This window comes from Burkholderia ubonensis, from assembly GCF_902833085.1.
Classification (GTDB): domain Bacteria; phylum Pseudomonadota; class Gammaproteobacteria; order Burkholderiales; family Burkholderiaceae; genus Burkholderia; species Burkholderia ubonensis.
Genome location: NZ_CADFEB010000003.1, coordinates 111866 through 138131 on the forward strand (window position 1 = coordinate 111866; position 26266 = coordinate 138131).

20 protein-coding genes and 1 pseudogene are annotated in these 26266 nt (G+C 63.6%); 14 read left to right on the plus strand and 7 right to left on the minus strand.

Annotated elements, in window-relative coordinates; translation table 11 throughout:
* Nucleotides 1–35: 35 nt before the first annotated feature.
* On the plus strand, nucleotides 36–806 hold the full coding sequence (locus HWX31_RS08420; RefSeq protein ID WP_174959228.1) for an SDR family NAD(P)-dependent oxidoreductase: 771 nt from the start codon (nucleotides 36–38) through the stop codon (nucleotides 804–806).
* A gap of 234 nt (nucleotides 807–1040) precedes the next feature.
* On the opposite strand, the gene HWX31_RS08425 is transcribed toward HWX31_RS08420, so the two are convergent.
* On the minus strand, nucleotides 1041–1766 hold the full coding sequence (locus HWX31_RS08425; RefSeq protein ID WP_059491146.1) for a pirin family protein: 726 nt from the start codon (nucleotides 1764–1766) through the stop codon (nucleotides 1041–1043).
* 128 nt (nucleotides 1767–1894) lie between these two features.
* Between HWX31_RS08425 and HWX31_RS08430 the strand changes: the two genes are divergently transcribed.
* Nucleotides 1895–2785, plus strand: coding sequence for a LysR family transcriptional regulator (locus HWX31_RS08430; protein WP_059751345.1), 891 nt, complete (start codon nucleotides 1895–1897; stop codon nucleotides 2783–2785).
* A gap of 15 nt (nucleotides 2786–2800) precedes the next feature.
* Here the strand turns inward: HWX31_RS08430 and HWX31_RS08435 are convergent, their stop codons facing one another.
* On the minus strand, nucleotides 2801–4858 hold the full coding sequence (locus tag HWX31_RS08435) for an insecticidal delta-endotoxin Cry8Ea1 family protein (protein ID WP_175933892.1): 2058 nt from the start codon (nucleotides 4856–4858) through the stop codon (nucleotides 2801–2803).
* A gap of 722 nt (nucleotides 4859–5580) precedes the next feature.
* Between HWX31_RS08435 and HWX31_RS08440 the strand changes: the two genes are divergently transcribed.
* Genes HWX31_RS08440 through HWX31_RS08450 form a run of 3 tightly spaced genes read left to right on the plus strand, consistent with a single transcriptional unit; the run spans nucleotide 5581 to nucleotide 11525 of the window.
* Nucleotides 5581–6771, plus strand: a complete 1191-nt coding sequence (locus HWX31_RS08440) for an efflux RND transporter periplasmic adaptor subunit (RefSeq protein WP_174959224.1) — start codon at nucleotides 5581–5583, stop codon at nucleotides 6769–6771.
* A gap of 15 nt (nucleotides 6772–6786) precedes the next feature.
* Nucleotides 6787–9987, plus strand: a complete 3201-nt coding sequence (locus HWX31_RS08445) for an efflux RND transporter permease subunit (RefSeq protein ID WP_175933893.1) — start codon at nucleotides 6787–6789, stop codon at nucleotides 9985–9987.
* Nucleotides 9987–11525 (plus strand): efflux transporter outer membrane subunit, encoded by a 1539-nt coding sequence (locus tag HWX31_RS08450; RefSeq protein WP_174959220.1) that lies wholly within the window; start codon nucleotides 9987–9989, stop codon nucleotides 11523–11525. Before HWX31_RS08445 ends, HWX31_RS08450 begins: the two co-directional genes overlap by 1 nt.
* 113 nt (nucleotides 11526–11638) lie before the next feature.
* On the opposite strand, the gene HWX31_RS08455 is transcribed toward HWX31_RS08450, so the two are convergent.
* Together HWX31_RS08455 and HWX31_RS08460 are read right to left on the minus strand one after the other, a co-directional pair.
* Nucleotides 11639–13615, minus strand: a complete 1977-nt coding sequence (locus HWX31_RS08455) for a T6SS effector phospholipase Tle3 domain-containing protein (RefSeq protein ID WP_174959217.1) — start codon at nucleotides 13613–13615, stop codon at nucleotides 11639–11641.
* Nucleotides 13616–13635: 20 nt separating this feature from the next.
* Entirely contained in the window at nucleotides 13636–14307 is a 672-nt protein-coding gene (locus tag HWX31_RS08460; RefSeq protein WP_174959215.1) for a T6SS immunity protein Tli3 family protein, read from the minus strand.
* Between the two features lie 537 nt (nucleotides 14308–14844).
* On the opposite strand from HWX31_RS08460, the pseudogene HWX31_RS08465 reads away from it, so the two are divergent.
* From HWX31_RS08465 to HWX31_RS08480, 4 genes and pseudogenes are all read left to right on the plus strand, one after another.
* Nucleotides 14845–15045 (plus strand): annotated as a pseudogene (locus tag HWX31_RS08465) (multidrug transporter); the annotation flags it as partial.
* 232 nt (nucleotides 15046–15277) lie between these two features.
* On the plus strand, nucleotides 15278–16222 hold the full coding sequence (gene panE / locus HWX31_RS08470; RefSeq protein WP_174959212.1) for a 2-dehydropantoate 2-reductase: 945 nt from the start codon (nucleotides 15278–15280) through the stop codon (nucleotides 16220–16222).
* A gap of 266 nt (nucleotides 16223–16488) precedes the next feature.
* Nucleotides 16489–16902 (plus strand): DoxX family protein, encoded by a 414-nt coding sequence (locus tag HWX31_RS08475; protein ID WP_059592680.1) that lies wholly within the window; start codon nucleotides 16489–16491, stop codon nucleotides 16900–16902.
* Nucleotides 16903–17190: 288 nt separating this feature from the next.
* Nucleotides 17191–18450, plus strand: a complete 1260-nt coding sequence (locus tag HWX31_RS08480) for a porin (protein WP_244143686.1) — start codon at nucleotides 17191–17193, stop codon at nucleotides 18448–18450.
* 111 nt (nucleotides 18451–18561) lie between these two features.
* Here the strand turns inward: HWX31_RS08480 and HWX31_RS08485 are convergent, their stop codons facing one another.
* On the minus strand, nucleotides 18562–19749 hold the full coding sequence (locus tag HWX31_RS08485; RefSeq protein ID WP_174959210.1) for a TIGR03118 family protein: 1188 nt from the start codon (nucleotides 19747–19749) through the stop codon (nucleotides 18562–18564).
* A 235-nt stretch (nucleotides 19750–19984) separates the two neighbouring features.
* On the opposite strand from HWX31_RS08485, the gene HWX31_RS08490 reads away from it, so the two are divergent.
* Nucleotides 19985–20911, plus strand: coding sequence for an ATP adenylyltransferase family protein (locus HWX31_RS08490; RefSeq protein WP_174959207.1), 927 nt, complete (start codon nucleotides 19985–19987; stop codon nucleotides 20909–20911).
* A gap of 47 nt (nucleotides 20912–20958) precedes the next feature.
* On the opposite strand, the gene HWX31_RS08495 is transcribed toward HWX31_RS08490, so the two are convergent.
* The gene (locus HWX31_RS08495; protein ID WP_059617558.1) at nucleotides 20959–21438 is read right to left on the minus strand and encodes a RidA family protein; all 480 of its coding nucleotides are present in this window, start codon (nucleotides 21436–21438) and stop codon (nucleotides 20959–20961) included.
* A gap of 146 nt (nucleotides 21439–21584) precedes the next feature.
* Here HWX31_RS08495 and HWX31_RS08500 point away from each other — a divergent pair, with 146 nt between their 5' ends.
* Together HWX31_RS08500 and valS are read left to right on the plus strand one after the other, a co-directional pair.
* Nucleotides 21585–22004, plus strand: a complete 420-nt coding sequence (locus HWX31_RS08500) for a hypothetical protein (protein WP_174959205.1) — start codon at nucleotides 21585–21587, stop codon at nucleotides 22002–22004.
* Between the two features lie 108 nt (nucleotides 22005–22112).
* Nucleotides 22113–24677 carry a valine--tRNA ligase gene (gene valS / locus HWX31_RS08505; protein WP_174959203.1) on the plus strand — a complete coding sequence of 855 codons (2565 nt, stop codon included), beginning with the start codon at nucleotides 22113–22115 and terminating at the stop codon, nucleotides 24675–24677.
* A gap of 96 nt (nucleotides 24678–24773) precedes the next feature.
* Here valS and HWX31_RS08510 read toward each other — a convergent pair whose 3' ends face one another.
* The gene (locus HWX31_RS08510; protein ID WP_174959201.1) at nucleotides 24774–25244 is read right to left on the minus strand and encodes a YbhB/YbcL family Raf kinase inhibitor-like protein; all 471 of its coding nucleotides are present in this window, start codon (nucleotides 25242–25244) and stop codon (nucleotides 24774–24776) included.
* Here HWX31_RS08510 and HWX31_RS08515 point away from each other — a divergent pair.
* Together HWX31_RS08515 and HWX31_RS08520 are read left to right on the plus strand one after the other, a co-directional pair.
* Nucleotides 25243–25611, plus strand: a complete 369-nt coding sequence (locus tag HWX31_RS08515) for a hypothetical protein (protein ID WP_174959199.1) — start codon at nucleotides 25243–25245, stop codon at nucleotides 25609–25611. The genes HWX31_RS08510 and HWX31_RS08515 overlap by 2 nt on opposite strands.
* A gap of 256 nt (nucleotides 25612–25867) precedes the next feature.
* Nucleotides 25868–26230 (plus strand): hypothetical protein, encoded by a 363-nt coding sequence (locus HWX31_RS08520; RefSeq protein ID WP_174959197.1) that lies wholly within the window; start codon nucleotides 25868–25870, stop codon nucleotides 26228–26230.
* The last annotated feature ends 36 nt before the right edge of the window (nucleotides 26231–26266 follow it).

Consider the following 26266-nt stretch of genomic DNA (forward strand, 5'->3'; position numbering starts at 1 on the left):
ATACGGATCACTTACTTTCAACACGGGGAATGAACATGAGTCAGGTAGTCGTAGTCAGCGGCGGCGGTACCGGCATCGGTTTCGCGACCGCACGCCATTTCGCGCAACGTGGCGCGCAGGTGGCGATCGTCGGGCGTCGCGCCGACGTGCTCTCGCACGCAGCCGAACAGATCGGCACGGCATTTCCGGATGCGCCGGGCGTGGTGCCGCTGGTCGCGGACCTTGCTATGCCGGAGCAGGTGGAAGCGATCGTGCGCACGCTGACCGCGCGATTCCCGACGGTCGACGCGATCGTCAACGCGGCAGGCGGGCACGTGCTGCGGCATTCTCCGCCCGACACCTATGCGGACGGCCTCGCGGGCGTCGCGCGCCGCTGGACCGACAACTTCCGCAAGAACACGTTGTCGGCGGTGCTGCTGACGGAAGCGCTGCTGCCGCATCTGCGCCAACCGGGCGGGCGCATCGTGTTCCTGAGTTCGATCGCCGCGTTTCGCGGCTCGGGCGTCGGTTGCTACGGCGCGTCGAAGGCCGCGCTGCATCCGTATACCGCCGATCTCGCGAAGGCGCTGGGGCCCAAAGGCGTGACCGTGAACACGGTGGCGCCCGGCTTCGTCGCGGACACGGAGTTCTTCGGCGCGACGTTGTCCGATGCGCAGCGCAAGGACAAGGTGGCGGAAGCGCTGAACGGCCGCGCGGGCACGCCGGACGATATTGCGAACACGATCGGCTGGCTTGCGTCGCCCGACGCGCTGCATGTCACGGGGCAGGTGATTCAGGTCAACGGCGGCGCGGAACGTAGCCGCTGACCGGCGACCGAGGGCGCTTTTTCCAGAGGCGTCCCTTTCCCGCAAAGCGCACATGGACCGCGCCAATTGCTTGGCATCGGGCAGATTCTGCCGGGTGCGACTGTCACCAACCTGTCGGTTATCTTCGGGTACCGCTTCGCGGCGTAGCGCGGGCGTTCACGTTCGTGTCAAAACAAAAGGCCCCGCATCGCTGCGGGGCCTTCGCCGGAATCCTGCCTCCGGCGCATCACGCCATCACGCCCATTCGGCCGTCACTTCGACCGGACGCAGGTCGAACACCAGCACCTCGGCGTCCTTGCCGTCCGCGAACGTCAGCGCTTCTTCGCCGCGCACGCGCGCACCGTCGCCTTCGCCGAGCGTCACGCCGTTGACCGTCACGCTGCCGCGTGCGACGTGCACGTACGCAAACCGGTCAGGCGGCAGCGCGAGCGTCGCGCGTTCGTCGCCGTCGAACAGGCCGGCGTAGATCCGCGTGTCCTGCCGGATCTTCAGCGACCCGGCGGCGCCATCCGGCGACACGACCAGCACGAGCCTGCCGCGCTTGTCTTCGGCCGGCAGGTTCGTCTGCTGATAGCGCGGCTGCGCGCCCTTCTCCGACGGCCCGACCCAGATCTGCAGGAAGTGCACCTGCGCTTCACGCGAGTGGTTGAACTCGCTGTGGCGCACGCCCGTTCCCGCACTCATCAGCTGCACGTCGCCCGGCACGATCACCGAGCCCGTGCCCATCGAGTCCTTGTGCTCGAGCGCACCGTCGAGCACGTACGACAGGATCTCCATGTCGCGGTGCGGATGCGTGCCGAAACCGTGGCCCGGCATCACGCGGTCGTCGTTGATCACGAGCAGGTCCGAGAAGCCGACTTGCTGCGGATCGTAGTAATTCGCAAACGAGAACGTGTGACGGGAACTGAGCCAGCCATGTTCGGCGCGGCCGCGTTGGTTTGCTGCTCGGATCTCAATCATTTTGCTTGTCCTCAAAGTCGCCGAACCGCGGAAGTGGGCTCGGTCGATCGTTGAGATGAATCTTAAGTCAATCGAATTGACAAATAAATCGCATTGGAGATAATGACTGTCACATTCAGGTGGACAATATGGAACTGGGCGATCTCCGGATTTTTGTGGCGACGGTCGATGCGGGCAGCTTCACCGCGGCCGCCGACCAGCTGATGCTGTCGAAGCAGTTCGTCAGCCGGCGGACGATGGCGCTCGAGGCGGCGCTCGGCGTGCGCCTGCTTCACCGCAACACGCGCAACCTGGCCGTGACCGAATCGGGGCACGAGTTCTATGAACGCGCGCAGCGCATCCTCGCCGAAGTGGCGGACGCCGAGCAGGCGATGGTGGCGCGCAGCACCGAGCTGCACGGCTCGCTGAAGATCAGCGCGCCGCTGTCGTTCGGGATCACGCACCTGTCGCCGCTGATCGCCGAGTTCCTGGCCGCGCATCCGGCCGTGCGGCTCAATCTCGACCTGACCGACCGGCGCGTCGACCTGATCGGCGAAGGCTTCGACGTCGCGCTGCGCATCGGCCCGCTCGAGGATTCGACGCTGATTGCCCGCCCGCTCGGGCAGTCGCGGATGATCGCGTGCTGCAGCCCGGCCTACCTGCGCCGTCGCGGCGCGCCGGCGACGCCGGCGGACCTGGGCGAGCACGTGTGCCTGCTGTACGGGCGCGAACGGCGGGTCGGCTGGGAGTTCCGGGTCGACGGCTCGGCGCGGACCTTCGACGTGCAGGGGCCGCTCGTCGCGAACAACGGCGAAGTCGTGCGCGACGCGGCCATCGCCGGGCTCGGCATCGCGCTGCTGCCGCACTTCATCGTCGGCGCGGCGCTCGACAGCGGCGCGCTGGTGCCGGTGCTCGACGCTTACGCGCCGCCTGCGCTGCAACTGAATGCGATCTTTCCGCAGCACCGCGAAGGGTTCGTCACGCTGCGCACGTTCGTCGCGTTTCTCGCCGAACGGCTGGGGCCGCGCGCGTCGGGCTAGGGCGTCGCGCGTTCGTCACGTGCGCGTCGGCACGACCAGCAGGCTCGCGAATCGAAAGGCGTTGTCGCCGAGATCCGCGTTGCGTGCGACGCGCACGTAGTTCACGCCGGGCGCAAACGAAAAGACGTCGGCGGTTTCGTAGTAAGCGAACGCGCGGCCGTCTTCGCCCAGCAGCACGGGCTCGCCGTCGCGCGCGGCGAGCGTCGTCGAGCCGAGCACCTGCGCTTTGTCTTGCGCGAGCAGCGTCAGCGTGACGAACGCGTCCGAGGCCGTCTTGACGTCTGCGAGCAATGGAATCAAGCGGCATGCGATGGGGGCGGTGGTCCGGTTCGTCACGACGAACGTGAGGCTCTTGCCGACGAGGATCGATTTGCCGATCATGACGTCCGCATAGCCTGTCGGTGCGCCGAGCGTCGAGGAATCCGACAGGCTGAAGCCGCAGGTCAGGTCGAGTTCGAGACCGACATCGGCGCTGCGCAATTCCGCAAGCTGCGCGGCCGACGTGTAGTGGCGCAACGCCATGCCGCCGTACGGAAACCCGTAGCCCGAATCTTCGCGGCAGGTCTTGCCGGAATGCGTGCCTGGCTGGGTCAGGAACGCCGAGACGAAATAACCGGGCTCGAGCTTCGCGGCATTGCCGGGCGAGTACGATTGGTTCGCGTTCGAATCGTCGATCAGATCGAGCGCGTTGCCATATCCGTCGGTGGCGGCCGAGTAGCGTGCGCCGGTGCCGTCCTGCACTTGCAGCGCGCCGAGCATCTGTATCGTGAGAAACAGGTTGCGCGTATCGCGGGTCGCCGCCTTCCAGATGCAGCCGCGGCCGTCCGTCAATTCTCCCTTCGATTGATTCGCGGCGAACGAGCGCTGAATCGTGCGCAATTTGCCCGACACGCCGTCGAAGCCGCCCGTGCAGCCTTGCGTGTCGATGTGCGTCACGCGTCCGTCGCCATCGACGAAGGCCTGATTCAGTCGGACGACGAGCGGATCGCCGCCGTAGCCGCAGTGGCACATTGCAAGCAGGTCGGTCAGGTACGACGTGCGTGACGGGAGCGTCGCGTCGGCTGTTTTTCGAACGACGTCGTTCGTGTAGATCTCCATCGAGTTGCGAAAGTCGATCTTCGTCTCGTGAAGCGTCGTGAAATAGGTTTTCGCCGCCGCGAGAAATTTCGCATGGCCGAGCGTATAGAAATTGCGAACGTAATCGTTCTTCTTCGCCGGATCGGACAGCGTGTCCAGATGCTTCGCGAGCACCGCCTGCATGTCGTTCTGATACTGGAAGATCTTCGCGTGCATTTCGCGCAGCAGCGCGGTGATCGTGTCGGGCGCGAGCGCGAGCTCGCGGCGCATCGACAGGTACGCGCTGTACATCGACAATTGCGCGCTCGCCGCGAGCGAGTGCATCGTCAGCCCCTGATACTCGGAGCCCTTGATCAGGAACATCGGAATCTGCGCGGTGCAGATGCTCGCGAACGCTTCGAACTTCGCCGTGATGTTGTCGATCATCGATGTGGAATAGGGCGGCGTCGCGCTTCGCGCGAATGCGGTGAGGTCCTGCAGGACGCGATTGATGCCCGTCAGAACCTGCCGCATGATCTCGACGTTGTTTTTCGAAATCTCTTGCGTCGCGATGCGCCGGATCATCGCGTCTTCGTCCGGCGCGTGTTCGAACAGCGTGTTGAGCCGGCTGAACAGCAGGTTCAGCACTTCGCCGACGAGCGGGCCGGCGATCGGAATGAACGATGCGAGCGCCTTGACCGTGACTTCGCCGAATGCGATGAGCCCCGGCAGCGTATCCGCCGACAGCGCCGCACTGACGATGTTCACGATCGTGGCCGGCTGGTACTGCTCGATTTGCGCGATGAGGTCGCCGAGCTTCAATTTGAAGCCGGGGATCAGCAGATCGTTTTCGTCGAACGTGTGAGGCGGCGAGATGCTTTTCGCGAGCCGCGCTGCCGAGGCGCGCGGTCCTGCTACGGGTGCGCCGGTGTCGTCGCCGCAGGCGGCAAGGAGCGGCAGCACTGCGCTGCAGGCGCCATACATCAGGAAAGCTCGTCGGTCGATTCGGCGTGTCATCGCGTCTCCGTGGAAAGTGACGGTGCAACGTGCGGCCGGCGCGGGTGTCGATGCGTCGGCCGGGCGACGTGCGGATACCCGGCGTGCCGGGCAACGGGAACGGATGCGGGGAGCGGCAGTTCGGGCGCTGCCTGTGTGATGGGTGTGAGGACGTCTCGTGTTGCGTCCTTTCGAGGAGTGGCAACTGTAGCACCGTCGTTTCGGGAACGTCAATTTCCGCTGCGTTGCGGGATTCGTTGATTTTTCTGATTCCGGGAAGCTGCGGGCTGAGCGATTTCAGATGAATTGTTCGCTTTTGCTGAATTCTGTTCTCAGCGTTTTCCCATTTATCGATCGGCCTGCATCGGTCAGAATGCTGCGGTGCAACCTGACGAAGCAGAGGCGATCACGCGAAGGCCCGGTGCCCGGGCAACGACACGCGACGGCTGATCCATACGCCGATATCGAAACGCGTCGACTCCGATGAACGAATGCTCGTGAGTCAAGCAACTGAACCGACGCTGAATATTACATCAGGATTACTAAAAACATAAGTGACGTTATCGGACTTGCGCGATTCCGCGAAGGAATTGGCCGAGTCGCGTGAGCAATGCGCTCCGGAAAGGGATGTACCAGAGGGAAATTCGCATGCAGGGTTCCGGACGGAACCGGCAGGCACAGGCGTTGTTGAAGAAAAACCAGAACCGATTGGTTGTTATTCATTGTTAGTGAGAGGTCGCTCCATGCGCGTCGAACGGGTTCCATACCGCTTAATCACTGTCGCGACGGCCGCCGTTTTCCTGGCCGCGTGCGGGAAAAAAGAATCGGCACCGCCGCCGCAAACGCCGGAAGTCGGCGTCGTCACCGTCCAGCCGGAAACCGTGCCGGTCTTCACCGAACTGCCGGGCCGCACCAACGCGTTCCTCGTTGCGCAGGTGCGCGCGCGGGTCGACGGCATCGTGCTGCGCCGTGAATTCACCGAAGGCACCGACGTCAAGGCCGGCCAGCGCCTCTACAAGATCGACCCGGCGCCGTACCTCGCGCAACTGAACAGCGCGAAGGCGTCGCTCGCGAAGGCGCAGGCGAACCTCGCGACGCAGAACGCACTGGTGGCGCGCTACAAGGTGCTGGTGGGCGCGAACGCGATCAGCAAGCAGGACTACGACAACGCGGTCGCCGCGCAGGGGCAGGCGGCGGCGGACGTCGCGGCCGGCAAGGCGGCGGTGGACACCGCGCAGATCAACCTCGGCTATACGGACGTGGTTTCGCCGATCACCGGCCGCGTCGGCATCTCGCAGGTCACGCCGGGCGCGTACGTGCAGGCGAGCCAGGCGACGCTGATGTCGACGGTGCAGCAGCTCGATCCGGTGTACGTGGACCTGACGCAGTCGAGCCTCGACGGACTGAAGCTGCGCCAGGACGTGCAGAGCGGGCGGATCAAGACGAGCGGCCCGGGGGCGGCGAAGGTGTCGCTGATCCTGGAGGACGGCAAGACGTACACGGAGCCGGGCAAGCTGCAGTTCTCGGACGTGACGGTGGATCAGGCGACGGGCTCGGTGACGATCCGCGCGATCTTCCCGAACAAGGACCGCGTGCTGCTGCCGGGGATGTTCGTGCGCGCGCGCATCGAGGAAGGCGTGAACGAGAACGCGTTCCTGGTGCCGCAGATCGGCGTCACGCATGACCAGAAGGGGCAGGCGGTCGCGCTGGTGGTGGGCGCGGACAACAAGGTCGCGCCGCGTCCGCTGACGACGACGGGCATGCAGGGGCAGAACTGGGTCGTCGAAGGCGGCCTGCAGGCGGGCGACCGGGTGATCGTGCAGGGCATCGACAAGGTGCGTCCGGGCGCGACCGTGAAGACCGTTGCGGCCCAGCTTGCGCAGGCGCAGGGCGCCGCAGCCGCGAGCGCGGCGGCCGCAACGAGCGCGCATTAACAGGGAGTCCGTTTCATGGCCAAGTTTTTCATCGATCGCCCGATCTTTGCATGGGTGATCGCCATCGTGCTGATGCTGGCCGGCGTCGCGTCGATCTTCACGCTGCCGATCGCGCAGTATCCGACGATCGCGCCGCCGGCCGTGCAGATCACCGCGAACTATCCGGGCGCTTCCGCGAAGACCGTGGAAGACACGGTGACGCAGGTGATCGAGCAGCAGATGAGCGGTCTCGACAACTTCCTGTACATGTCGTCGACCAGCGACGACTCGGGCAACGCGACCATCACGATCACGTTCGCGCCGGGCACGAACCCGGACATCGCGCAGGTGCAGGTGCAGAACAAGCTGTCGCTCGCGACGCCGAACCTGCCGCAGGTCGTGCAGCAGCTCGGCATGTCGGTGACGAAGTCGAGCAGCAACTGGCTGCTGTGGATTGCGTTCAATTCCGAAGACGGCAGCATGTCGAAGGACGACCTGACGAACTACGTCGCGTCGCACGTGCTCGATCCGATCAGCCGCATCAACGGCGTCGGCCAGACGCTGCTGCTCGGTTCGCAATATGCGATGCGCGTGTGGCTCGATGCGACCAAGCTGACGAACTACGGCCTCACGCCGTCCGACGTCACGGCCGCGATCCTCGCGCAGAACGTGCAGGTCGCGGGCGGCCAGCTCGGCGGCACGCCGGCGAAGCCCGGCACCGTGCTGCAGGCGACCATCACCGAGGCGACGCTGCTGCGCACGCCCGAGCAGTTCGGCAACATCCTGCTGAAGGTCAACCCGGACGGCTCGCAGGTGCGGGTCAAGGATGTCGCCAAGGTGTCGCTGGGGACGGAAAACTACAACTTCGACACGAAGTACATGGGGCAACCCACGGCCGGGCTCGGCATCCAGCTCGCGACCGGCGCCAACGCGCTGGCGACCGTGAACGCGATCCAGGCGAAGGTGGCGGAGCTGTCGCGATACTTCCCGCACGGGCTCGTCGTCCACTATCCGTTCGACACGACGCCGTTCGTGCGCCTGTCGATCGAGGAAGTGGTCAAGACGCTGCTCGAAGGCATCGTGCTGGTGTTCCTCGTGATGTACCTGTTCCTGCAGAACCTGCGGGCGACGATCATTCCGACGATCGCGGTGCCGGTCGTGCTGCTCGGCACGTTCGCGATCATGGCGGCGGTCGGCTTCTCGATCAATACGCTGTCGATGTTCGGCCTCGTGCTGGCGATCGGCCTCCTGGTCGACGATGCGATCGTGGTGGTGGAGAACGTCGAGCGGGTGATGGTCGAGGAAGGCTTGTCGCCGAAGGAGGCGACCAAGAAGGCGATGGGCCAGATCACCGGCGCGCTGGTCGGCGTCGCGCTCGTGCTGTCGGCGGTGTTCGTGCCGGTGGCGTTCTCGGGCGGCTCGGTCGGCGCGATCTATCGTCAGTTCTCGCTGACGATCGTATCGGCGATGGTGCTGTCGGTGCTCGTCGCGCTGATCCTGACGCCGGCGCTGTGCGCGACGATCCTCAAGCCGATCCCGAAGGGCCACCACGAAGAGAAGAAGGGCTTCTTCGGCTGGTTCAACCGGACCTTCGACAAGAGTCGCGACCAGTACCACGTCGGCGTGCACCACGTGATCAAGCGCTCGGGGCGCTGGCTCGTCATCTATCTGGCCGTGCTCATCGCGGTCGGCCTGCTGTTCGCGCGCCTGCCGAAGTCGTTCCTGCCGGATGAGGACCAGGGGTACATGTTCGTGATCGTGCAGACGCCGTCCGGCTCGACGCAGGAAACGACCGCGAAGACGCTCGCGAACATCAACGACTACCTGACGACCCAGGAAAAGGACGTGGTCGGCGCGGTGTTCACCGTGAACGGCTTCAGCTTTGCGGGTCGCGGCCAGAACTCGGGCCTCGTGTTCGTGAAGCTGAAGGACTTCTCGGCGCGCCAGCGTTCGGATCAGAAGGTGCAGGCGCTGCTGCGAAGGACCGCCGCGCATTACGCGAAGTACAAGGATGCGATGGTGATTCCGTTCAATCCGCCGTCGATTCGGGAGCTCGGCAACGCGTCCGGCTTCGACTTCCAGCTGACCGACAACGGCGGTCTCGGCCACGATGCGCTGATTGCAGCACGCAACCAGTTGCTCGAGATGGCGTCGAAGGACCCGCTGCTCGCGCTGGTGCGCCCGAACGGCCTGAACGACACGCCGCAGTACAAGGTGGACATCGACCGCGAGAAGGCGGATGCGCTCGGCGTGACGCCGGATGCGATCGACCAGACGTTCTCGATCGCGTGGGCGTCGAAGTACGTGAACAACTTCCTCGACACCGACGGCCGGATCAAGAAGGTCTACGTGCAGTCCGACGCGCCGTTCCGGACGACGCCGGAAGACCTGAACGTCTGGTACGTGCGCAACGGCGCGGGCGGGATGGTGCCGTTCAGCGCGTTCGCGACCGGCCACTGGACCTACGGCTCGCCGAAGCTGGAGCGCTACAACGGCGTCTCGTCGTTCGAGATTCTGGGGCAGGCGTCGCCGGGCAAGTCGACCGGCCAGGCGATGGCGGCGATGGAAGCGCTCGCGAAGAAGCTGCCGGAAGGCGTCGGCTACTCGTGGACGGGGCTGTCGTACCAGGAAATCCAGTCGGGCTCGCAGGCGCCGATCCTGTATGCGATCTCGATCCTCGTCGTGTTCCTGTGTCTCGCGGCGCTGTATGAAAGCTGGTCGATTCCGTTCTCGGTGATCATGGTCGTGCCGCTCGGCGTGATCGGCGCATTGCTCGCGACGACGCTGCGCGGCCTCGAGAACGACGTGTTCTTCCAGGTCGGCCTGCTGACCACGGTGGGCCTGTCCGCAAAGAATGCGATCCTGATCGTCGAGTTCGCGCGCGAGCTGCAGGTAACGGAGAAGATGGGGCCGATCGAGGCCGCGCTGGAAGCGGCGCGCCTGCGGCTGCGGCCGATCATGATGACGTCGCTCGCGTTCATTCTCGGCGTGCTGCCGCTCGCGATCAGCAACGGCGCGGGCTCGGCGAGCCAGCACGCGATCGGCACCGGCGTGATCGGCGGGATGATCACCGCGACGTTCCTCGCGATCTTCATGATCCCGATGTTCTTCGTGAAGGTACGCCAGATCTTCAGCGGCGAGCAGGAGGATGCCGATGTCGCGCTGCGCCTCGCGCAGGATCACATGCACCAGGCAGAGAAGGGCGACCACGGCGACGACGAGAAGAAGGGACAGTGATGATGCAAAAACACGTTTTGACTGCAAGCGCAGTCGCACTGGCCGCCGCGCTCTTCGCCACGGGCTGCACGATGGCGCCGCATTACACGCGGCCCGATGCGCCCGTTTCGCAGGCGTTCCCGTCCGGCGGCGTCTATGCGACGCAGCCGGCCGCGGCGGCCGGCGCGCGCAGCGCGAACGGCCAGGCGGCGACCGACATCGGCTGGCGCGAATTCTTCGTCGATCCGCGCCTGCAGCGGCTGATCGACATCGCGCTGAAGAACAACCGCGACCTGCGGGTCGCGGTGCTGAACGTCGCGGCGGCGCGTGCGCAATATCAGATCACGCGTGCGGACCTGATGCCGACGCTCGACGCGGTCGGCACCGGCAATCGCACGCGCACGCCGAATGCGCTCACGGCCATCCCGGGGCGCAACATCTCGACGGCCTACAACGTCGGGCTGCAGGCATCGTGGGAGCTCGACCTGTTCGGCCGGCTCCAGAGCCTGAAGGACCAGGCGCTCGCGAAGTACTTCGCGACCGCGCAGGCACGCAAGGCGTCGGAGATCCTGCTGGTGTCGCAGGTCGCCGACCAGTATCTGACGGTGCTCGCGTACGACGACCTGCTGAAGGTGACGGACGATACGCTGAAGACCGCGCAGGCGTCGTACGACCTGACGAAACTGAAGTTCGACAACGGCACGGGCTCGGAACTCGACCTGCGCCAGGCGCAGACGATCGTCGAGACCGCGCAGGCGAATCAGCAGTCGCAGGCGCGCCTGCGCGCGCAGGCGCTCAACGCGCTGGTGCTGCTCGTCGGCGAGCCGCTGCCGGACGACCTGCCGGCGGGCATGCCGCTCGACGCGCAGAACTTCCTGACCGACATCCCGGCCGGGTTGCCGTCGGATCTGCTGACGCGTCGTCCGGACATCATGGAAGCCGAGCAGAACCTGCTCGCGGCCAATGCGAACATCGGCGCGGCACGGGCGGCGTTCTTCCCGCGCATCTCGCTGACGGGCGCGTTCGGCACCGCGAGCCCGACGCTCGGCGGGCTGTTCAAGGCCGGCACGGCGGCGTGGTCGTTTGCGCCGCAGATCGCGATGCCGATCTTCGAGGGCGGCGCGAACCTCGCCAATCTCGATCTCGCGAACGTGCAGAAGCGCATCGAGATCGCGAACTACGAGAAGGCGATCCAGTCGGCGTTCCGCGAAGTGGCGGACGGGCTTGCGGCGCGCGGCACATACGACCAGCAGATCGGCGCGCTCGAACGAAACGAGCACGCGCAGCAGCGCCGCTACGACCTGTCGGACCTGCGCTACAAGAACGGCGTGGACAGCTACTTGTCGGTGCTGACCGCGCAGACCGACCTGTACGCGGCGCAGCAGACGCTGATCACCGCGCGGCTCGCGCGCTGGACCAGCCTCGTCGACCTGTACCGCGCACTGGGCGGCGGCTGGATCGAGCGGGCCGGCGAGACGCCGCGCCCGGCCGACCAGCCGGTCGACTACGGCAAGGTGGCTGCGCCGGTGGCGGCATCGGCCGCTGCCGCGAAGGGGTAAGCGCCGCCGGTCGGCGCGATGCTGGGCGGGCAACTGCCGATGTCCCGCGAAAGACAAACGCCACGGAAGTCCGTGGCGTTTCTTCTACATGAGGCACTAAAAAACAGGTCGGCTTAGGAGCCCTTGTAGATAGAGCGCTCATTGGCCATGCCGTTGGTTTCGCAGTCAACACCGGGTGGCGGTTCTCCGGCCAATTGGTAATCGCCGCCCTGTTCGTAATCCGGATCCTCCTCGAGCCAATCGGCCATCTTCAGCAGCTTCTTCCAGAACGCACGATCCGAAAAACTGTCGGCCCGACCGATCGGCAGGTCGTAGGCCAGCACGCGCTCGACCAGCATTCCTTGTTCGTACATCAAAATCGTGCTGTGATTGGTCGGCGTGGCGATCGTTGATCGGAATTCCTCGGCAATCTCTTCCGGTATCTGGCGACGATAGCGCACCTGGTTCGAGCCGTCGTAGGGCGGAGCGTCCTCCCGCACCCACTTCGGCTTGTCCATATACAGTTCTTCGTAGTACAGGTAATCGTTGTCATCCGCGAGCATCTCGTTATTTTTCTTGGCCGTATCGTCGTCGAACGTCTTCATTTCTTCGGCCAAGATCGGTCGAGGCACGGCTGGACCGTTGACGTTGACCGTCGCATCACGGGCTATCGACGCGTGTTCCTTGACAGGGCCCAAGATTGCCGGGGATGGCGGATTCCATGGCTCACCATCACTCGGACAGCGGGGTGTTTTGGGATTGGGTGCGCCGCCGACTGCATGTGAGCGCATGAACTGGCGCTGAAAAAGCACGCCCCGGTATTTGTCGAACGGCTCGACCTTCGCGAACGATTTCGGGTTTGCCGGGTCGGGAAGCTTGTCGTCGACACCCTTCCAGCCAATGCTTTCGAGCGGTGTCGCCCCCATCACGCGATCGTGCGGCGAAAAATAAACGAACACCCTGCCATGGTTGTGATGACTCAGTTCTTCCTTGCCGGGGACCGGATCCTCCATCGGGATCGACGGGCTCCATCGCACCGGAGGGGCTTCCTCCGCAAAAAAATCGTCGTCCTCGACGCTCTCCCGTTCAACGCCTGCGGAAAGCGCAGTTGCGTTCTCGTATTTCGCCAGCACCGCTGCGTCAAACCAACCGCCCACGCCTACCAGTTGCTCCGCCGATACCTTGGACGGGGTATCGGCCTGGGCCGCCTTGAAGCGATCAAGCATGTTGAAGAACGTGTTCACACGCGCCTTGGTCGTCGGCGCTTTAGAACCCATCTGGAAATCGTCCAGCACGGTTTCGCTCAACCGATACGGCGAGTTGCATAGAAACAGCGTATCCGGAACCTTCTCGACGTAAAACATCGCGAGCGATGCGATCATCGTCCCCTGACTGTGGCTGACCACCGCAATCGTATCGTTCGGGTATCGCTCGTAGATCGTATCGATGAGCTTCGCGAGCCGCTTCGATGCGTTCACGTAATAGGTTCGCTTGGGGCACGCGTTGAGCGGGCGGTTCCGCTCAGGGTTGATCGTCGGACTGCCAATGTTGATGCCCCAGACGACCGGATTAAAACCGTCATACCATGACATGCTCAAGGCCGACGTGCCGTTCTGGAACGGACCTCCGCCCCAGTAGTACGTGCTGCCTTTGATGTCCTTTACAGAGGCTTTGTAGGAGTAGCTCGGGTACGAATAAGGCGTGTACGAGGGGTCATCGCGCCTCCCCTCGGGTCGAGCGAAACGCGTTTTTAGTGGAATCCGCCAAGGGAATTTTGCATCGTTGGTCTCGTCCTTGGCTGCACGGTAGCCCCAATAAAATCGGATTATTGGACTATTTTCTAGTTCCAAGCTTTTGAGTGGCCTCCTGTCTGTGCGAACGCTATCACCATACTTGCAGCCGTTCGATGCGAGATCCATTCTTCCAAGGCGTTCATTTATTCCATTTACAAGAGAATTTTCCGCGATGTTGTACCATTCTCCCTCTGAATTAACTCCATGTACAAAGATAACGACACATGGCATTGGGCGGGGAACCGGCACATTCGTTACATTGCAGTCGCCTGGAACGCATACCGACTCGGCAATGAATTTCGTTTTTATATTCCCCATGTTTTATCTGTAAATTCTATTTATTTTTTTAAAATAGATGGACATCCCCAGTGAGTGTGTCCGGACGGGGACTTCAGATTGCGTGGAATCTCATAAACTTTTTTTGCATATTTGTCAAATGCTGAAATCGGTGAGTCGTAATGAGAAATTCTCCAATCCATATCTTTTGAAATATCAAAAATGACGCCCGACCCACCTGTGTAGTCCTTCCCGTCATGCAAATTTGCGGCTGTTAGGTATAACTTATTCTCATTAACTATGATTGCCAGATTCGAATTCTCCTCTCCAGCCAAGAACCACTGAAAAGTTTTTCCGCTGTCGTAAGAATAATAGATGCGGAGCAGCATTCCTCTGGTTTGAGAAAATGCGATTGCGGGAATGGCTATATAGGGTTTGTCGGAGTGGATAGCATAGTACCCTCGATAGAGACCGTTTCGCATTGGCCCGGTAAACGAAACGAACGTGCGAACTCCCGAACGCGTGTCGTTATAGTAGATATTCCCGTCAAGATGACCATCGCACTTCTGCGGACTTCGAATGCTGATGTGGCGATAATCGTCGATACGATAAACCACGTACTCGTTCCAATCCTCCTCGCGCAACGTTTCCCTTACGGGGTGCGCGGTATTGATGCACGCGACCAGAAAGATAGACGCTAAAATAATTATCAAACGAATCGGCCTCTTCCACATCGGCTGTACCTCACGGTTTCCGGGTCATTACCGGCCCAGCGCCTCAACGGACACGACTGACGACGTGACCGCGCTGTCGGTGCCGGACACCTCGATTACGTGTGCCCGTCGCCTCGATATCGCCGTGAAGTTACGATGCGTAGCGTCCGGTACCGTCAAAACAGGCCCGTCATGTTGCTCTTCATCCCTGTTTCCGATTAGCAGCGCGCGTCATCTTCGTCGACATGACCTGTACCCTGACGTGACACACGAATAGCGCATTGAACAATAACCTTGCGGGCCCGGACTTGAGAAGTAAAAACTCTCCTTATTCTGGCGAATTGTTGTTTATGATCGAATTGTGACAATTTTTCATGATTCATATTTTTATGAGATGGATGGCGTGTTATGTGTCGCATTTCATTAACTCAGGGGCGACTCAATTCAGCTGCAATGAGCGCAAGCTTTCATTGAAATTGTCCTATTTCGATGTCCGTCTTATTCGATAAAAAATCTGACAGGCATCAGGTGAATAAAAAACTTTTCGATCTATTCATATCCGCGAACATGGGCGCGGCGCGCGCAGCGTTCTTCCCGAAGATTTCGCTGACGGGCGCGTTCGGCACCGCGAGGCCGACGCTCGGCGGGCTGTTCAAGGCCGGCACGAACCTCACGAATCTCGATCTCGCGCACGTGCAGAAGCGCATCGAGATCCCGAACTACGAGAAGGCGATCCAATGGGCGTTCCGCGAGGTGTCGGTCGACTACGGCAAGGCGGCCCTGCAGACAAGAGCAAACTGATCGCAGCATGCGGAGATGGCGCTGCGTTGCTCGAAGACATTGACGAGGCGGCCGGTGTCACAGTGCAACTGTGCGCATCTCGCGCCGCGCCGCCGGCACGCCATCGCAATTTGCGCTACCTTTTCGCTCACATGCATCGTGATATCGGCATTCGCCGATGCGATGACGACACGGAGAGATTGAGGCGACTATGAGAATCCTGATACTTGGAGCAGGGGCAACGGGCGGCTATTTCGGCGGTCGCCTCGCGGCGGCCGGGCGCGACGTGACGTTTCTGGTGCGCGATTCCCGCGCGCGGACGCTCGACCGCGACGGCCTGGTGATCCGCAGCCCGCGTGGCGATCTGACGCTTTCCGACGTGAATACCGTCAGCGCGAGCGATCCGGCCGAGCCGTTCGACCTGATTTTCCTCAGCTGCAAGGCGTACGGCCTCGATGACGCGATCGCTGCCATCGCGCCGTTCGTCGGCCCGGCCACGATGATTCTTCCGGTGCTCAACGGGATGCGCCACCTCGACGTGCTGGAGGCGAAGTTCGGGCCGTCGCGCGTGCTGGGCGGGTTGTGCATGATCGCCGCGACGCTCGATGCGCAGCAGCACGTCGTGCACCTGAACGACGCGCACAGCGTGTCGTTCGGCGAGCTGGGCGGCGGCGTGTCCGCCCGCACGCAGGCGGTTTTCGACGTGCTCGACGACGCCGGCTTCGACGTCACGCTGAGCGACGCGATCATTGCGCGCATGTGGGAGAAATGGGTGTTTCTGGCCACGCTCGCGGCGGGCACGTCGCTGTTTCGCGGCTCGGTGGGCGACATTCTGGCCGCGCCGGACGGCAGGCTCCTGCTCGAAACCCTGCTGGGCGAATGCGTGGCGATCGCCCGGCACAACGGCTACGCGCCGAGCGGCGAATTCGACGCCCGCGCGCAGAAGACGCTGTTCACGCCGTCCAGCCTGACGGCGTCGATGCTGCGCGACGTCGAGCAGGGCGCGCGTGTGGAAGCGGACCACGTGATCGGCGATCTGCTCGCGCGCGGTGGCGACGCGCCGGCGGCGAATGCCGGGATCTCGCTGCTGCGCGTCGCATACAACCATCTGAAGACTTACGAAGCGCGCTCGGCGCGCGAGGCCGGCACGGCGTAGGGCTGCCGGCGGCCTCTCGGCGGTGAGCCAGCGGGCCCTGGTCACGGTTTGGTGCGCGCCTATTGTCCACCAGAATGTGACGGCAAATCCGATTTCAGGCGATTGATGAATCATGGCGAGACAGTAAACTGCACCTGTGCTTCGCGAGATCCGCTCCGGTTTGCCGGTCGATCGAGCGAAGAAGCAGTCCGCCGTCCAAGTGTCCCGCCGCATCGGGACGCGGCCGCCGACGGACGCATCGACCCGTCAATTGAAAGAGGCTTGCCATGCGATACGTATCACTGGAATCGAAGAAGGATGGGCTGCTGCTCGCCGCCCGCGTGCTGATGATGGTGCTGTTCATCCTGTTCGGATGGCAGAAGCTGACCGGCTTCTCGGGCACCGTCGCCTACATGGCGTCGACCGGGGCGCCGTCGCCCGAGCTGTCGGCGGTGATCGCGGTCGCGGTCGAGCTGGCCGGCGGCCTGCTGATCGCAATCGGCTTCTACACGCGGCCGCTCGCGTTGCTGTTCGCGGCCTATACGGTAGCCACCGCGTTCATCGGGCATCGCTACTGGGCGGCGCACGGGATGGATCAGTACATCGCGATGATCAACTTCTACAAGAACGTCAGCATCGTGGGCGGCCTGCTGCTGCTCGCGCTGACTGGGCCGGGCAAGTATTCGCTCGACAGGAAGTAAGGTCTCGCCGCGTCGTCGGCGATGTGACGAGCCCGGTGCGCGGATGCGCACCGGGCTTTGTCGTTTTGGGGGGCGGCGCACAGTGCGATGAAAGTTGTGAATGCAACCTTGAAGGAGGCGGGCCGAGCCGCGACATCGCGCGATTAGCCCGGATTTTGCAGAAGACCTTTTCTGTGCAGCGCGTTAATCGACTGTCGCGCCATCTCCAATAATGGCCGCCGATCCGTCGGTCGATCCACCGCGGTGACACGCCGGCGTTCTCGCCAAAGCAACCTGAAAAAATAATATATGTACTGCGATAGAAACAAGAACACGCGCGACAAGACCCGCGCCAGCGCGCATCGAGCAACTTTCGGCGGCCGGCGGGTGTCCGGGCTCGCCGGGACCGTCGTCGCGGCCTGCCTCGCGGGCTTCGGCGCGGGCGCGGCCCACGCGCAAAGCAGCGTGACGCTGTACGGCCTGATCGACACGTCGATCACCTATGCGAACAACCAGCGCACGCACGGCGCAGGTTCGCCGGGCAGCAGCAGCTGGTCGATGACGAGCGGCGCACAGAACGCGTCGCGCTGGGGAATCCGCGGCACCGAGAACCTCGGCGGCGGGATGTCGGCGATCTTCGCGCTCGAGAACGGCTTTTCGGGCACCACCGGCGCGCTGTCGCAGAAGGGCGTCGACATGTTCGGCCGTCAGGCGTGGGTCGGGCTGAATTCGAAGACGGCCGGGGCGCTCACGTTCGGCCGCCAGTACGACCTCATCCTGGATTTCGTGACGCCGCTGGGCGCGTCGGGGCCCGGCTGGGGCGGCAACCTCGCGGTCCATCCGTACGACAACGACGATTCCAACCGCAACATCCGCATCAACAACTCGGTCAAGTACACGAGCCCGACGTACCACGGGCTGACCTTCGGCCTGATGTACGGCTTCTCGAACACGGCCGGCCAGTTCGGCAACAACGCGGCGTGGAGCGCGGGGGTGTCCTATGCGAACGGGCCGTTCAAGCTCGGCGCGGGGTATCTGAAGATCAACCGGGACCGCAACCTGGCCAACCCGAACGGCGCACTGAGCACGGTGGACGGCTCGGCGACGATCACCGGCGGCAGCCAGCAGATCTGGTCCGTCGCGGGACGCTACGCGTTCGGCCTGCATTCGGTCGGCCTCGGGTGGTCGCATTCGGCGACCGACGGCGTGACCGGCGTGCTGCAGGGCGGCAGCATCGCCGCGCTCAAGGGCAATTCGCTGGTGTTCGACAACTTCTCGATCGACGGGCGCTACTTCGTCACGCGGGCGTTCAGTCTCGCCGCCGCGTATACGTACACGATGGGCCGCTTCGAATCGCGTTCGGGCGAAACCCGGCCGAAGTGGAATCAGGTGGTCGCGCAGGCCGATTACGCGTTCACGAAGCGCACGGACGTGTATCTCGAAGGCGTTTACCAGAGCGTGAGCGGAGGTCGGGGCAATCCGGCATTCAACGCGACGGTATGGACGCTGGCGCCGTCCGCGAACGACAACCAGGTGATCGTCGCGCTGGGGCTGCGGCATCGGTTCTAACGCGCGGGCAACCGGCCGCATATCGCCGCATATCGCCGCATATCGCCGCATGCTCGGCGACATGCGTGGCCGGGCCGGCGGACCACGCCGCCGGCCACGTGCGACTGCCGGTTATTGCTCGTTCTGATCGGACCTGTGCGCCCTGGAGCCATTCATTGGCGCGATGGTGCCGAACAGGCCATTGGTCTCCTTGTTCGGACCCGCGGTGAAATACAGCGTGTCCGGGCTCGAGTTGCGTCCGCCGCCGAGTGTCAGCGTCCACAGGCCGTCGATCGACAGCGGATTGCCGGCCGCGTTCTCCAGCTGCTCGACAAACCTGCCGTTGTCGTCGAAGACACTGATTCGCCCGTCGCCGAAGTTGCCGACCAGGATCTTGCCGCTGAAGCGGCCGAATGCAAACGAAGCGCGCGTGATGCCCCACGGGGAGTCGAGCGTGCCGTGGCTGGCGAAGCGGCGCAGCAGGTGGCCGTCCGTATCGAATACGTCGACGAATCCATGACCGTTGCCGGCAACGTCGTCATGCTTCTGATCGTCCTGCTGCGAATAGGTGACGAAAAGGTCGCCATCGATGTTGGCGATGCCAAACGGCGCGTAGCCGGCCGGAATGCGCCGGTCGACGAAGCCGCCGTCCGTCGTCGCGGGCGTGAACATGCCGTTCGTGCCGTTCGGCCCGAATACATCGATTCGTCCCGCACGGAAGTTCGTCGCAAACAGGAAGGGGCCTTTCGCGTTCACGCCGAAGACGAGACCCTTGTAGACGGCGCCGTTACCCGCGGATGGCGTGGACGAGTTATCGGCCGCGAGCACGGCGCGGTCCGCCGGATTCAGGCCGCCGGCCCAGGCGGAAAGCGTGCCGTCCTCGGTCGCGAAGATGAAGGCGGCCTGAAGCTTGGTGCCGGGCACGAGAAATGCCGACGACGGATTCCACACGATTCCGGTCGGCGCCGCGGGCGCGGGATTCGGCGGATTGATGGAAGAGACGGGATGACAGGCGCTGGCCGGTATCACGTTGCCCGGCAGCGGGATGGAAACCTGCAGCGCGACCTTGGCTCCCTGGCCGTCATACAGCGTGGCGCAGCCGGTGGCATTGTCGTTGACCCAGAACGGACTTCCTGCCGGACTGAAGGCAACCCCCCATGCGTTCTGCAGCACGGGGTCGACCTTCGGGGCCGAGCCGACCAGATTGGACACGAGCGGCGTGACGACGTAAGCGTCATTGTCAGCGGCATGCGCAATGGTGAAACCGGCGGCGAGGACGATGACGGTCGCCGCCTTGAGACCCCACGAGACCTGGGACATGGTGTCCTCCTCAGTCTGACTGGTGAGAAATCGCTCCGTGCGTGAGCGCCCGAGGAAGCTAAACGTTCGCGCGATCTCGAATATTCCTGCGGTCCTCGAATATTCAAGGCACGGCTGCACGACGGGTTCGACCATCAGAGGTGGCGTCGAAGCGCGATGACGCGCGAGTACGACGAATGCATGCCGAAGAGGCTAGTATGTGGCGGTAAGCACCGTGAACGTTCGAGGCTTTCCCATGTGCGACTCCGTGCGTCTTCAGCCCGGCATGCTCTGGCCTGCCGTCCTGCGCCAGACCGAACACGCATTGGCCTGTGGCGCACTGCGCCCGGTCGAAACGACTCGGACGACGATCGAAGACGGCGGCGTACGCTTTCTCGTGCGCCAGGTTTCGAGCCTCGTGCGCAAGGATGAAGAGAGGCGGAAGCGGGAAGCCGGACAGCCTCCGGAACGCGCATCGATCGATCCGTTTCTGCCTTGCGATCCGAACCTCTTCGTTGCCGACATCACGGACACCCATCTCGCGTTGCTCAACAAGTTCAACGTGATCGATCATCATCTGCTGGTCGTCACGCGTCGCTTCGAGCCGCAGGAAGCGCTGTTGAACGCGGCGGACTTCACCGCGTTGTTCACCTGCATGGCCGAATTCCAGGGCCTCGGTTTCTACAACGGCGGGGCGGCGGCCGGTGCGAGCCAGCCGCACAAGCATCTGCAGATCGTTCCACTGCCGTTTGCGCAAGGCGAACCCATGCCGCCGATCGCGCCGCTTCTCGCCTCCGCGCGCGACGACGGTTCCGTCTGCACCATTGAGGGGCTCGCGTTTCCCCACGCGTTCGCAAGGCTGGCGTTGCCGCCCGGCACGCCGCCGAGCGACTGCGCGCAGCGCGCGCTCGGCGTCTATCGCGATCTGCTGGACGCGACGGGGCTGCGTGCGGTCGATGTCGACGGCGTAGCGCATCAATCCTCGGCCTACAACCTGCTCGTCATGCCGCAAGGCATGCTGCTCGTTCCGAGATCCATGGAGTGCGTCGACGGCATTTCGATCAACGCGCTGGGCTTTGCGGGATCGCTCTTCGTGCGCGACGCCGCGCAGATGCAGGTCATCAGAACGCTCGGCCCGATGACGGTACTGCGGCGCGTCGCGGGGGCGCGCGCCGCGGCATGACGGATCGTATCCGTCACACGATGCCGAAGCCGACGTCGACTTCCCGGCTATTCAACGACTGCTTCGCAATCGATTTCCAGCAGGAAGTCCGGATTCGGCAACGAACTCACGATCGCCGTGGTGCGGGCCGGATATTTCCCCGGCGCGAAATGCGTCGCATAGATGCGGTTCATCTCCTTGAAATCCTCGCGCCGCACGAGCAATACGGTCACCTTGACGACACGATCCCAGCCCACACCCGCAGCCTTCAGCACACCGCCGATGTTTTCCATGACCTGATTCATCTGCGCGGTGAAGTCGTTGACGGCGACCTTTCCGTTTTTGTCGAAGGCGGGGGTGCCTGCGACGAATAGCAGATGGCCGGCTTTGACGGCCGGCGAGTACGGCGCGGGGTTGACGAACTGCCCGCCCGGACGGATGTATTCGATCGACGTGCGGGTGTCGGCTGCCGGTTGCTGAGCCTTCGCCGCGCCGCCGAGCATCAAGCCGGAAATCACCAGGCCGCAGGCAATGAGACGAGTTCGCATCACACTCTCCTTGAATCATCGAGTTGCACGATGTGTCGATACCGTAACCATGGTGTCGCCGATACGCGTCGGATCAACGGGAAGTGACCCGTCGGAAAGGTTGCGTCCACGCTCAAAATACGCCATCGGCACAGGACGAGCCATGCGTGTTTCCGTTGAACGACCGGCAGTTCGCGATCCGCCGTGCCGGCTCTCGTTCGAACCTCCAGGCAGGTATTGCGAGCGCTCCGATATTCGTCTATAAATTGCTGTCCGGGCTACGCGCCCGGAATCCCATTCCCCTTATCCATGGAGGAAGCTATGTCACCGTTAAACGTAACGCCGCGCTGATCGCCGCCACGGCAACCCGTTCAATCGCTGTCTCCCGCCTCGAGCGCTTGCGCCATTGCGCGCACCCGCGTCACGTCTCCCCCGAACGCATTCCCGGATTCGACGTAGTCCGTCCGCTCGGATGGCGCGTCCCCACGCCGCCGGACCCCGACGACCTGCGAGGAAACCGGCTCCGTCTCGCGCGCCCATCGGGCAGTCGCCGCGACGCCTCATCCAGCCGCCAGCATCGCCGTTGAACGCGGCGATTCTCATCAAGCATCCGCATGGCCCGCGGACGGACCGCGCTCGCGCTCGTTCCACGCCATCCGGTTCCCACATCAAGACGACGACAGGGAAGCGCCACCATGTCTCAACCAACGACACAGCCCATCCACCGCTCCATCCCGGAGAAACCCGGACTCGACGGACTCGAAGCGAAATGGAGCACGCGATGGGAAACGCAGCGTATCTACGCTTTCGACCGCGCCGCCGCGCGCGACGCGGTGTACTCGATCGACACGCCGCCGCCGACCGTCTCCGGCTCGCTGCACGTCGGGCACGTGTTCAGCTACACGCACGCGGACATCATCGCCCGCTATCAGCGCATGACGGGAAAGACGGTTTTCTATCCGATGGGCTGGGACGACAACGGCCTGCCGACCGAGCGTCGCGTGGAGAATTTTTATGGCGTCGTCTGCGATCCTCACTCGCCCTACGATCCCGGCTTTCGCGTGCCGGACGTGGTGCCGACGCAGCGCGCGTCGTTCAAGCGGATCAGCCGCCGCAATTTCGTCGAGTTGTGTCATCGGTTGACGGCCATCGACGAAACCGCGTTTCGCGAATTGTTCGTGCGGCTCGGCATCTCGGTCGACTGGGACCTCAACTACGCGACCATCGGCGCACGCGCGCAGCGCATCAGCCAACGGGCGTTGCTCCGCAACCTGCGGCGCGGGGAGCTCTACCAGCAGGAAGCGCCTTGCCTGTGGGACGTCACGTTCCAGACCGCGGTCGCCCAGGCCGAACTCGAAGACCGCGAGATCGACGGTGCATGGCACGATCTCCGCTTCCTGGATGACGCGGGAAACGACGTGATCGTGTCCACGACGAGGCCCGAACTGCTTGCCGCATGCGTGGCGCTCGTCGTCCATCCCGACGATGCGCGGTTTCACGCACGCGCAGGCAAGCGCGTGCGCTGCCCGCTGTACGACGTCGAGATTCCGGTGATGACGCATGCGCTTGCCGACCCCGGCAAGGGGACGGGCATCGCGATGATCTGCACGTTCGGCGATCTGACCGACGTGATCTGGTGGCGCGAACTCGAACTGCCGACGCGCGCGATCGTCAGCAGGGACGGCCGCTTGCGCGAGGAGATGCCCGAATGGCTCCGGTCGGACGAAAGCAGAACCGCTTATGCGCGCATTGCAGGAAAGCCGCTACCCGACGCGCGCCGCGAGGTCGTCGCGCAACTCGCATCGGCCGGCGCGCTGACGGGTGCGCCCCGGCCGACCCGTCACGCCGTCAAGTTTTTCGAAAAGGGCGAGCGGCCGCTGGAAATCGTCGCGACGCGCCAATGGTATCTGCGTAACGGCGGGCGCGATCCGGCGCTGCGCGACGCATTGCTGACGCGCGGCGCCGAGCTCCATTGGCATCCGCCATTCATGGGCAGCCGATACGCGAACTGGGTGGACGGCCTGAACGGCGACTGGCTGATCAGCCGTCAGCGGATTTTCGGCGTGCCGATTCCGCTGTGGTACCCGCTCGACGCCGCTGGGCAGCCCGATTACCGCACGCCGATCCAGCCCGACGAAACGGCGCTGCCCGTCGATCCGCAAACCGACGTTCCGCCCGGCTATGGCGAGGCGCAGCGCGGCAAGCCCGGCGGCTTCATCGGCGAAAGCGACATCATGGACACCTGGGCGACCAGTTCGCTGACGCCGCAGATCGCCGCCGCATGGGGCGAGCCGGACGAATGCTGCGAGCGCGTGTTCCCGATGGACCTGCGCCCGCAGGGCCACGACATCATCCGCACATGGCTGTTCTCGACGGTCGCGCGTTCGCATCTGGAGAGCGCGTGCCTGCCGTGGACGCACGCGATGCTGTCCGGCTGGATTCTCGATCCGGACCGCAAGAAGATGTCCAAATCGAAAGGCAACGTGGTGACGCCCGCCGCATTGCTGGACACGCACGGCTCGGACGGCGTGCGCTATTGGGCGGCGCTCGGACGCCCGGGCATGGACACGGCCTTCGACGAAACGCAGATGCGCAACGGTCGCCGGCTTGCACTGAAACTGCTGAACGTGTCGAAGCTCGCGCTCGGCTTTGCGCAACCGCCCGCCGCGCCGCTTCGCGAGGCGCTCGATCGCGCGATGATCGCGCGTCTCGCGCAGGTCGTGACGCTGGCGACCACGGCATTCGACGCGCTCGACTACAGCAAAGCGATCGAGCATATCGAGGCGTTTTTCTGGTGGTATTGCGACGACTACGTGGAATTGGTGAAAAACCGCGCGCGGGGGAGCGATGCGCGCGCCTTCTCCGCGCACCGCGCGCTGGCCGCGTCCCTGTCCGTGTTGCAGCGCTTGTTCGCGCCGTTCCTGCCGTTCGCCGCGGAAGAGTGCTGGTCATGGTGGCAAACGGGATCGATCCATCGTTCGGCGTGGCCCGACGCCGCATCGCTGAGGATGCTTGCCGGAGCGGATGCGGACGGTGCGATGAGCGTCGTCGTTTCCGATGTGCTGCGCGAGATTCGCCGCGCAAAGTCGGAGGCGAAGGTGTCGATGAAGGCGGCAGCCTCGATCGTGACGGTCGGCGATGCGGCGCAGCGCCTTGCGCTGCTGCGGCAAGCGCAAGGCGATCTGTGCGACGCCGGGCATATCGGCGAGCTCGACATGGTCGAGTCGGAGCGGTTTCGCGTCGACGTGACGCTTGAGTGAAGCGACTCGCGCGATCGGTTCACGCAGGCTTGGCCCTGCGTTCCGGTCGCGCGATTTTTTTCATCGCGGCCGGGTTTTCCGGCCTGCCATGCTCGGTTACTTCCGGAACGTGCCGAGCAGTTCCGCGTGCGCAACCACATGCCCTTGCATCGCCTTTTCCAGCGCCGCCTTGGTCGGCTTGTGGAGATCGGGCAGCACCGTATCGAGCGCATACAGCTTGTGGAAATAGCGATGGCGGCCGACAGGCGGGCAGGGGCCGCCATACGCGGCGCGCCGGAAGTCGTTGGTGCCTTCGAGCGTGCCCGGCGGCAGCGCGCTGCCGGAGAGCGCTTCCTGCAGCCCGGGCGCCGTGGGCGGGATGTTGTACAGGACCCAGTGGACCCAGGTCATCTGCGGTGCGGACGGGTCCGGCGCGTCAGGGTCGTCGACGATCAGCGCGAGGCTCTTTGCATTGGCGGGCACCCCGGACCACGCGAGCGCCGGCGACACGTCCGCGCCCATGCAGGTGTGGCGGCGGGGAATCTCGCCCCCTTCGCGAAAGGCCGACGAAGTCAGGGTCAAGGTCATGGCGTGCTCCTCGGCGACGCTCTGCGCCGCCAATCCGGCGGCGCAGATCAGCGGGATCAACAGGGATGCTGCGCGGCAACGCATCGCAGGTGCTCCATCGGATTGCGCTGCGACGATCGTCGATTCGCGGCCGGCGAGGCGTCGCAGCATCATGCGGGCATTTAAAAAAGCTAGTGCAGGCCGAGGCCAAATTCAACACGCGGCGTGCGAAGGGGCGGACGCGATCGTCTCGTCGGACGAATTGCATGGCGGGCGGCGGGTTGACCGGTGCCCGGGCGAGATGTTTTGCCTGTCGATACATGATCGGCGGAAATCCATTCTTGTGTTTCAGCAGGAAAAACAAAACGAAGGGATTTTCGATAGGTAAAACAGCTTGTCCAAATTTAACAAATTCGTGTCATTTCCATTGGTAAATAAATATGGAGTCGAGTTAGACTGCGTTCCGCAATAATGATGTGCGATCGATTAATTGTGTGATGATATGTGATGCCGTTCGTGTGTCGCCTAATAAAACAAGGCTGCGAATTTGTGTGATGGAAGTATATGTCTCGCGCCGAAATAACATATTCGCAGGGCGTCAGGGGATAGCGGTATTGCCGGCATCGATTCGGGGATCGGGGATTATGGTGAGCATTCTGCGTTGGCTGCCGGAACGTTGGCGGACGCCACGGTTATGTCTGTGGCTGCTTGCAAATTGCCCGCTTCCGATCGATCAATATCTTCCTTCCGTCGTCTGGGCGCAGCGGTGCGTGCTGCGTGGCAATACGATCATCGAGCGCTGCGCATCCAATGAAATCACACCGGGGGATGTGCAGGCGAAGAGTATTTATGGATCGTCTGTCGCGTTGAGCTATTACGACTTGGTGGAAATATCGTCGATGTCGCCGCTCTGTCCGGTCGGGAATTCAAAATGGACGAGCGACCAGCTGGAAAGCCTGCGCCATATCGGCATTAAACACGGCGCGGACTTGAGGGGCTCGTGCTGAGCGCATGAGTGCGGTGCGAGGCAGCCAGCCACGCAT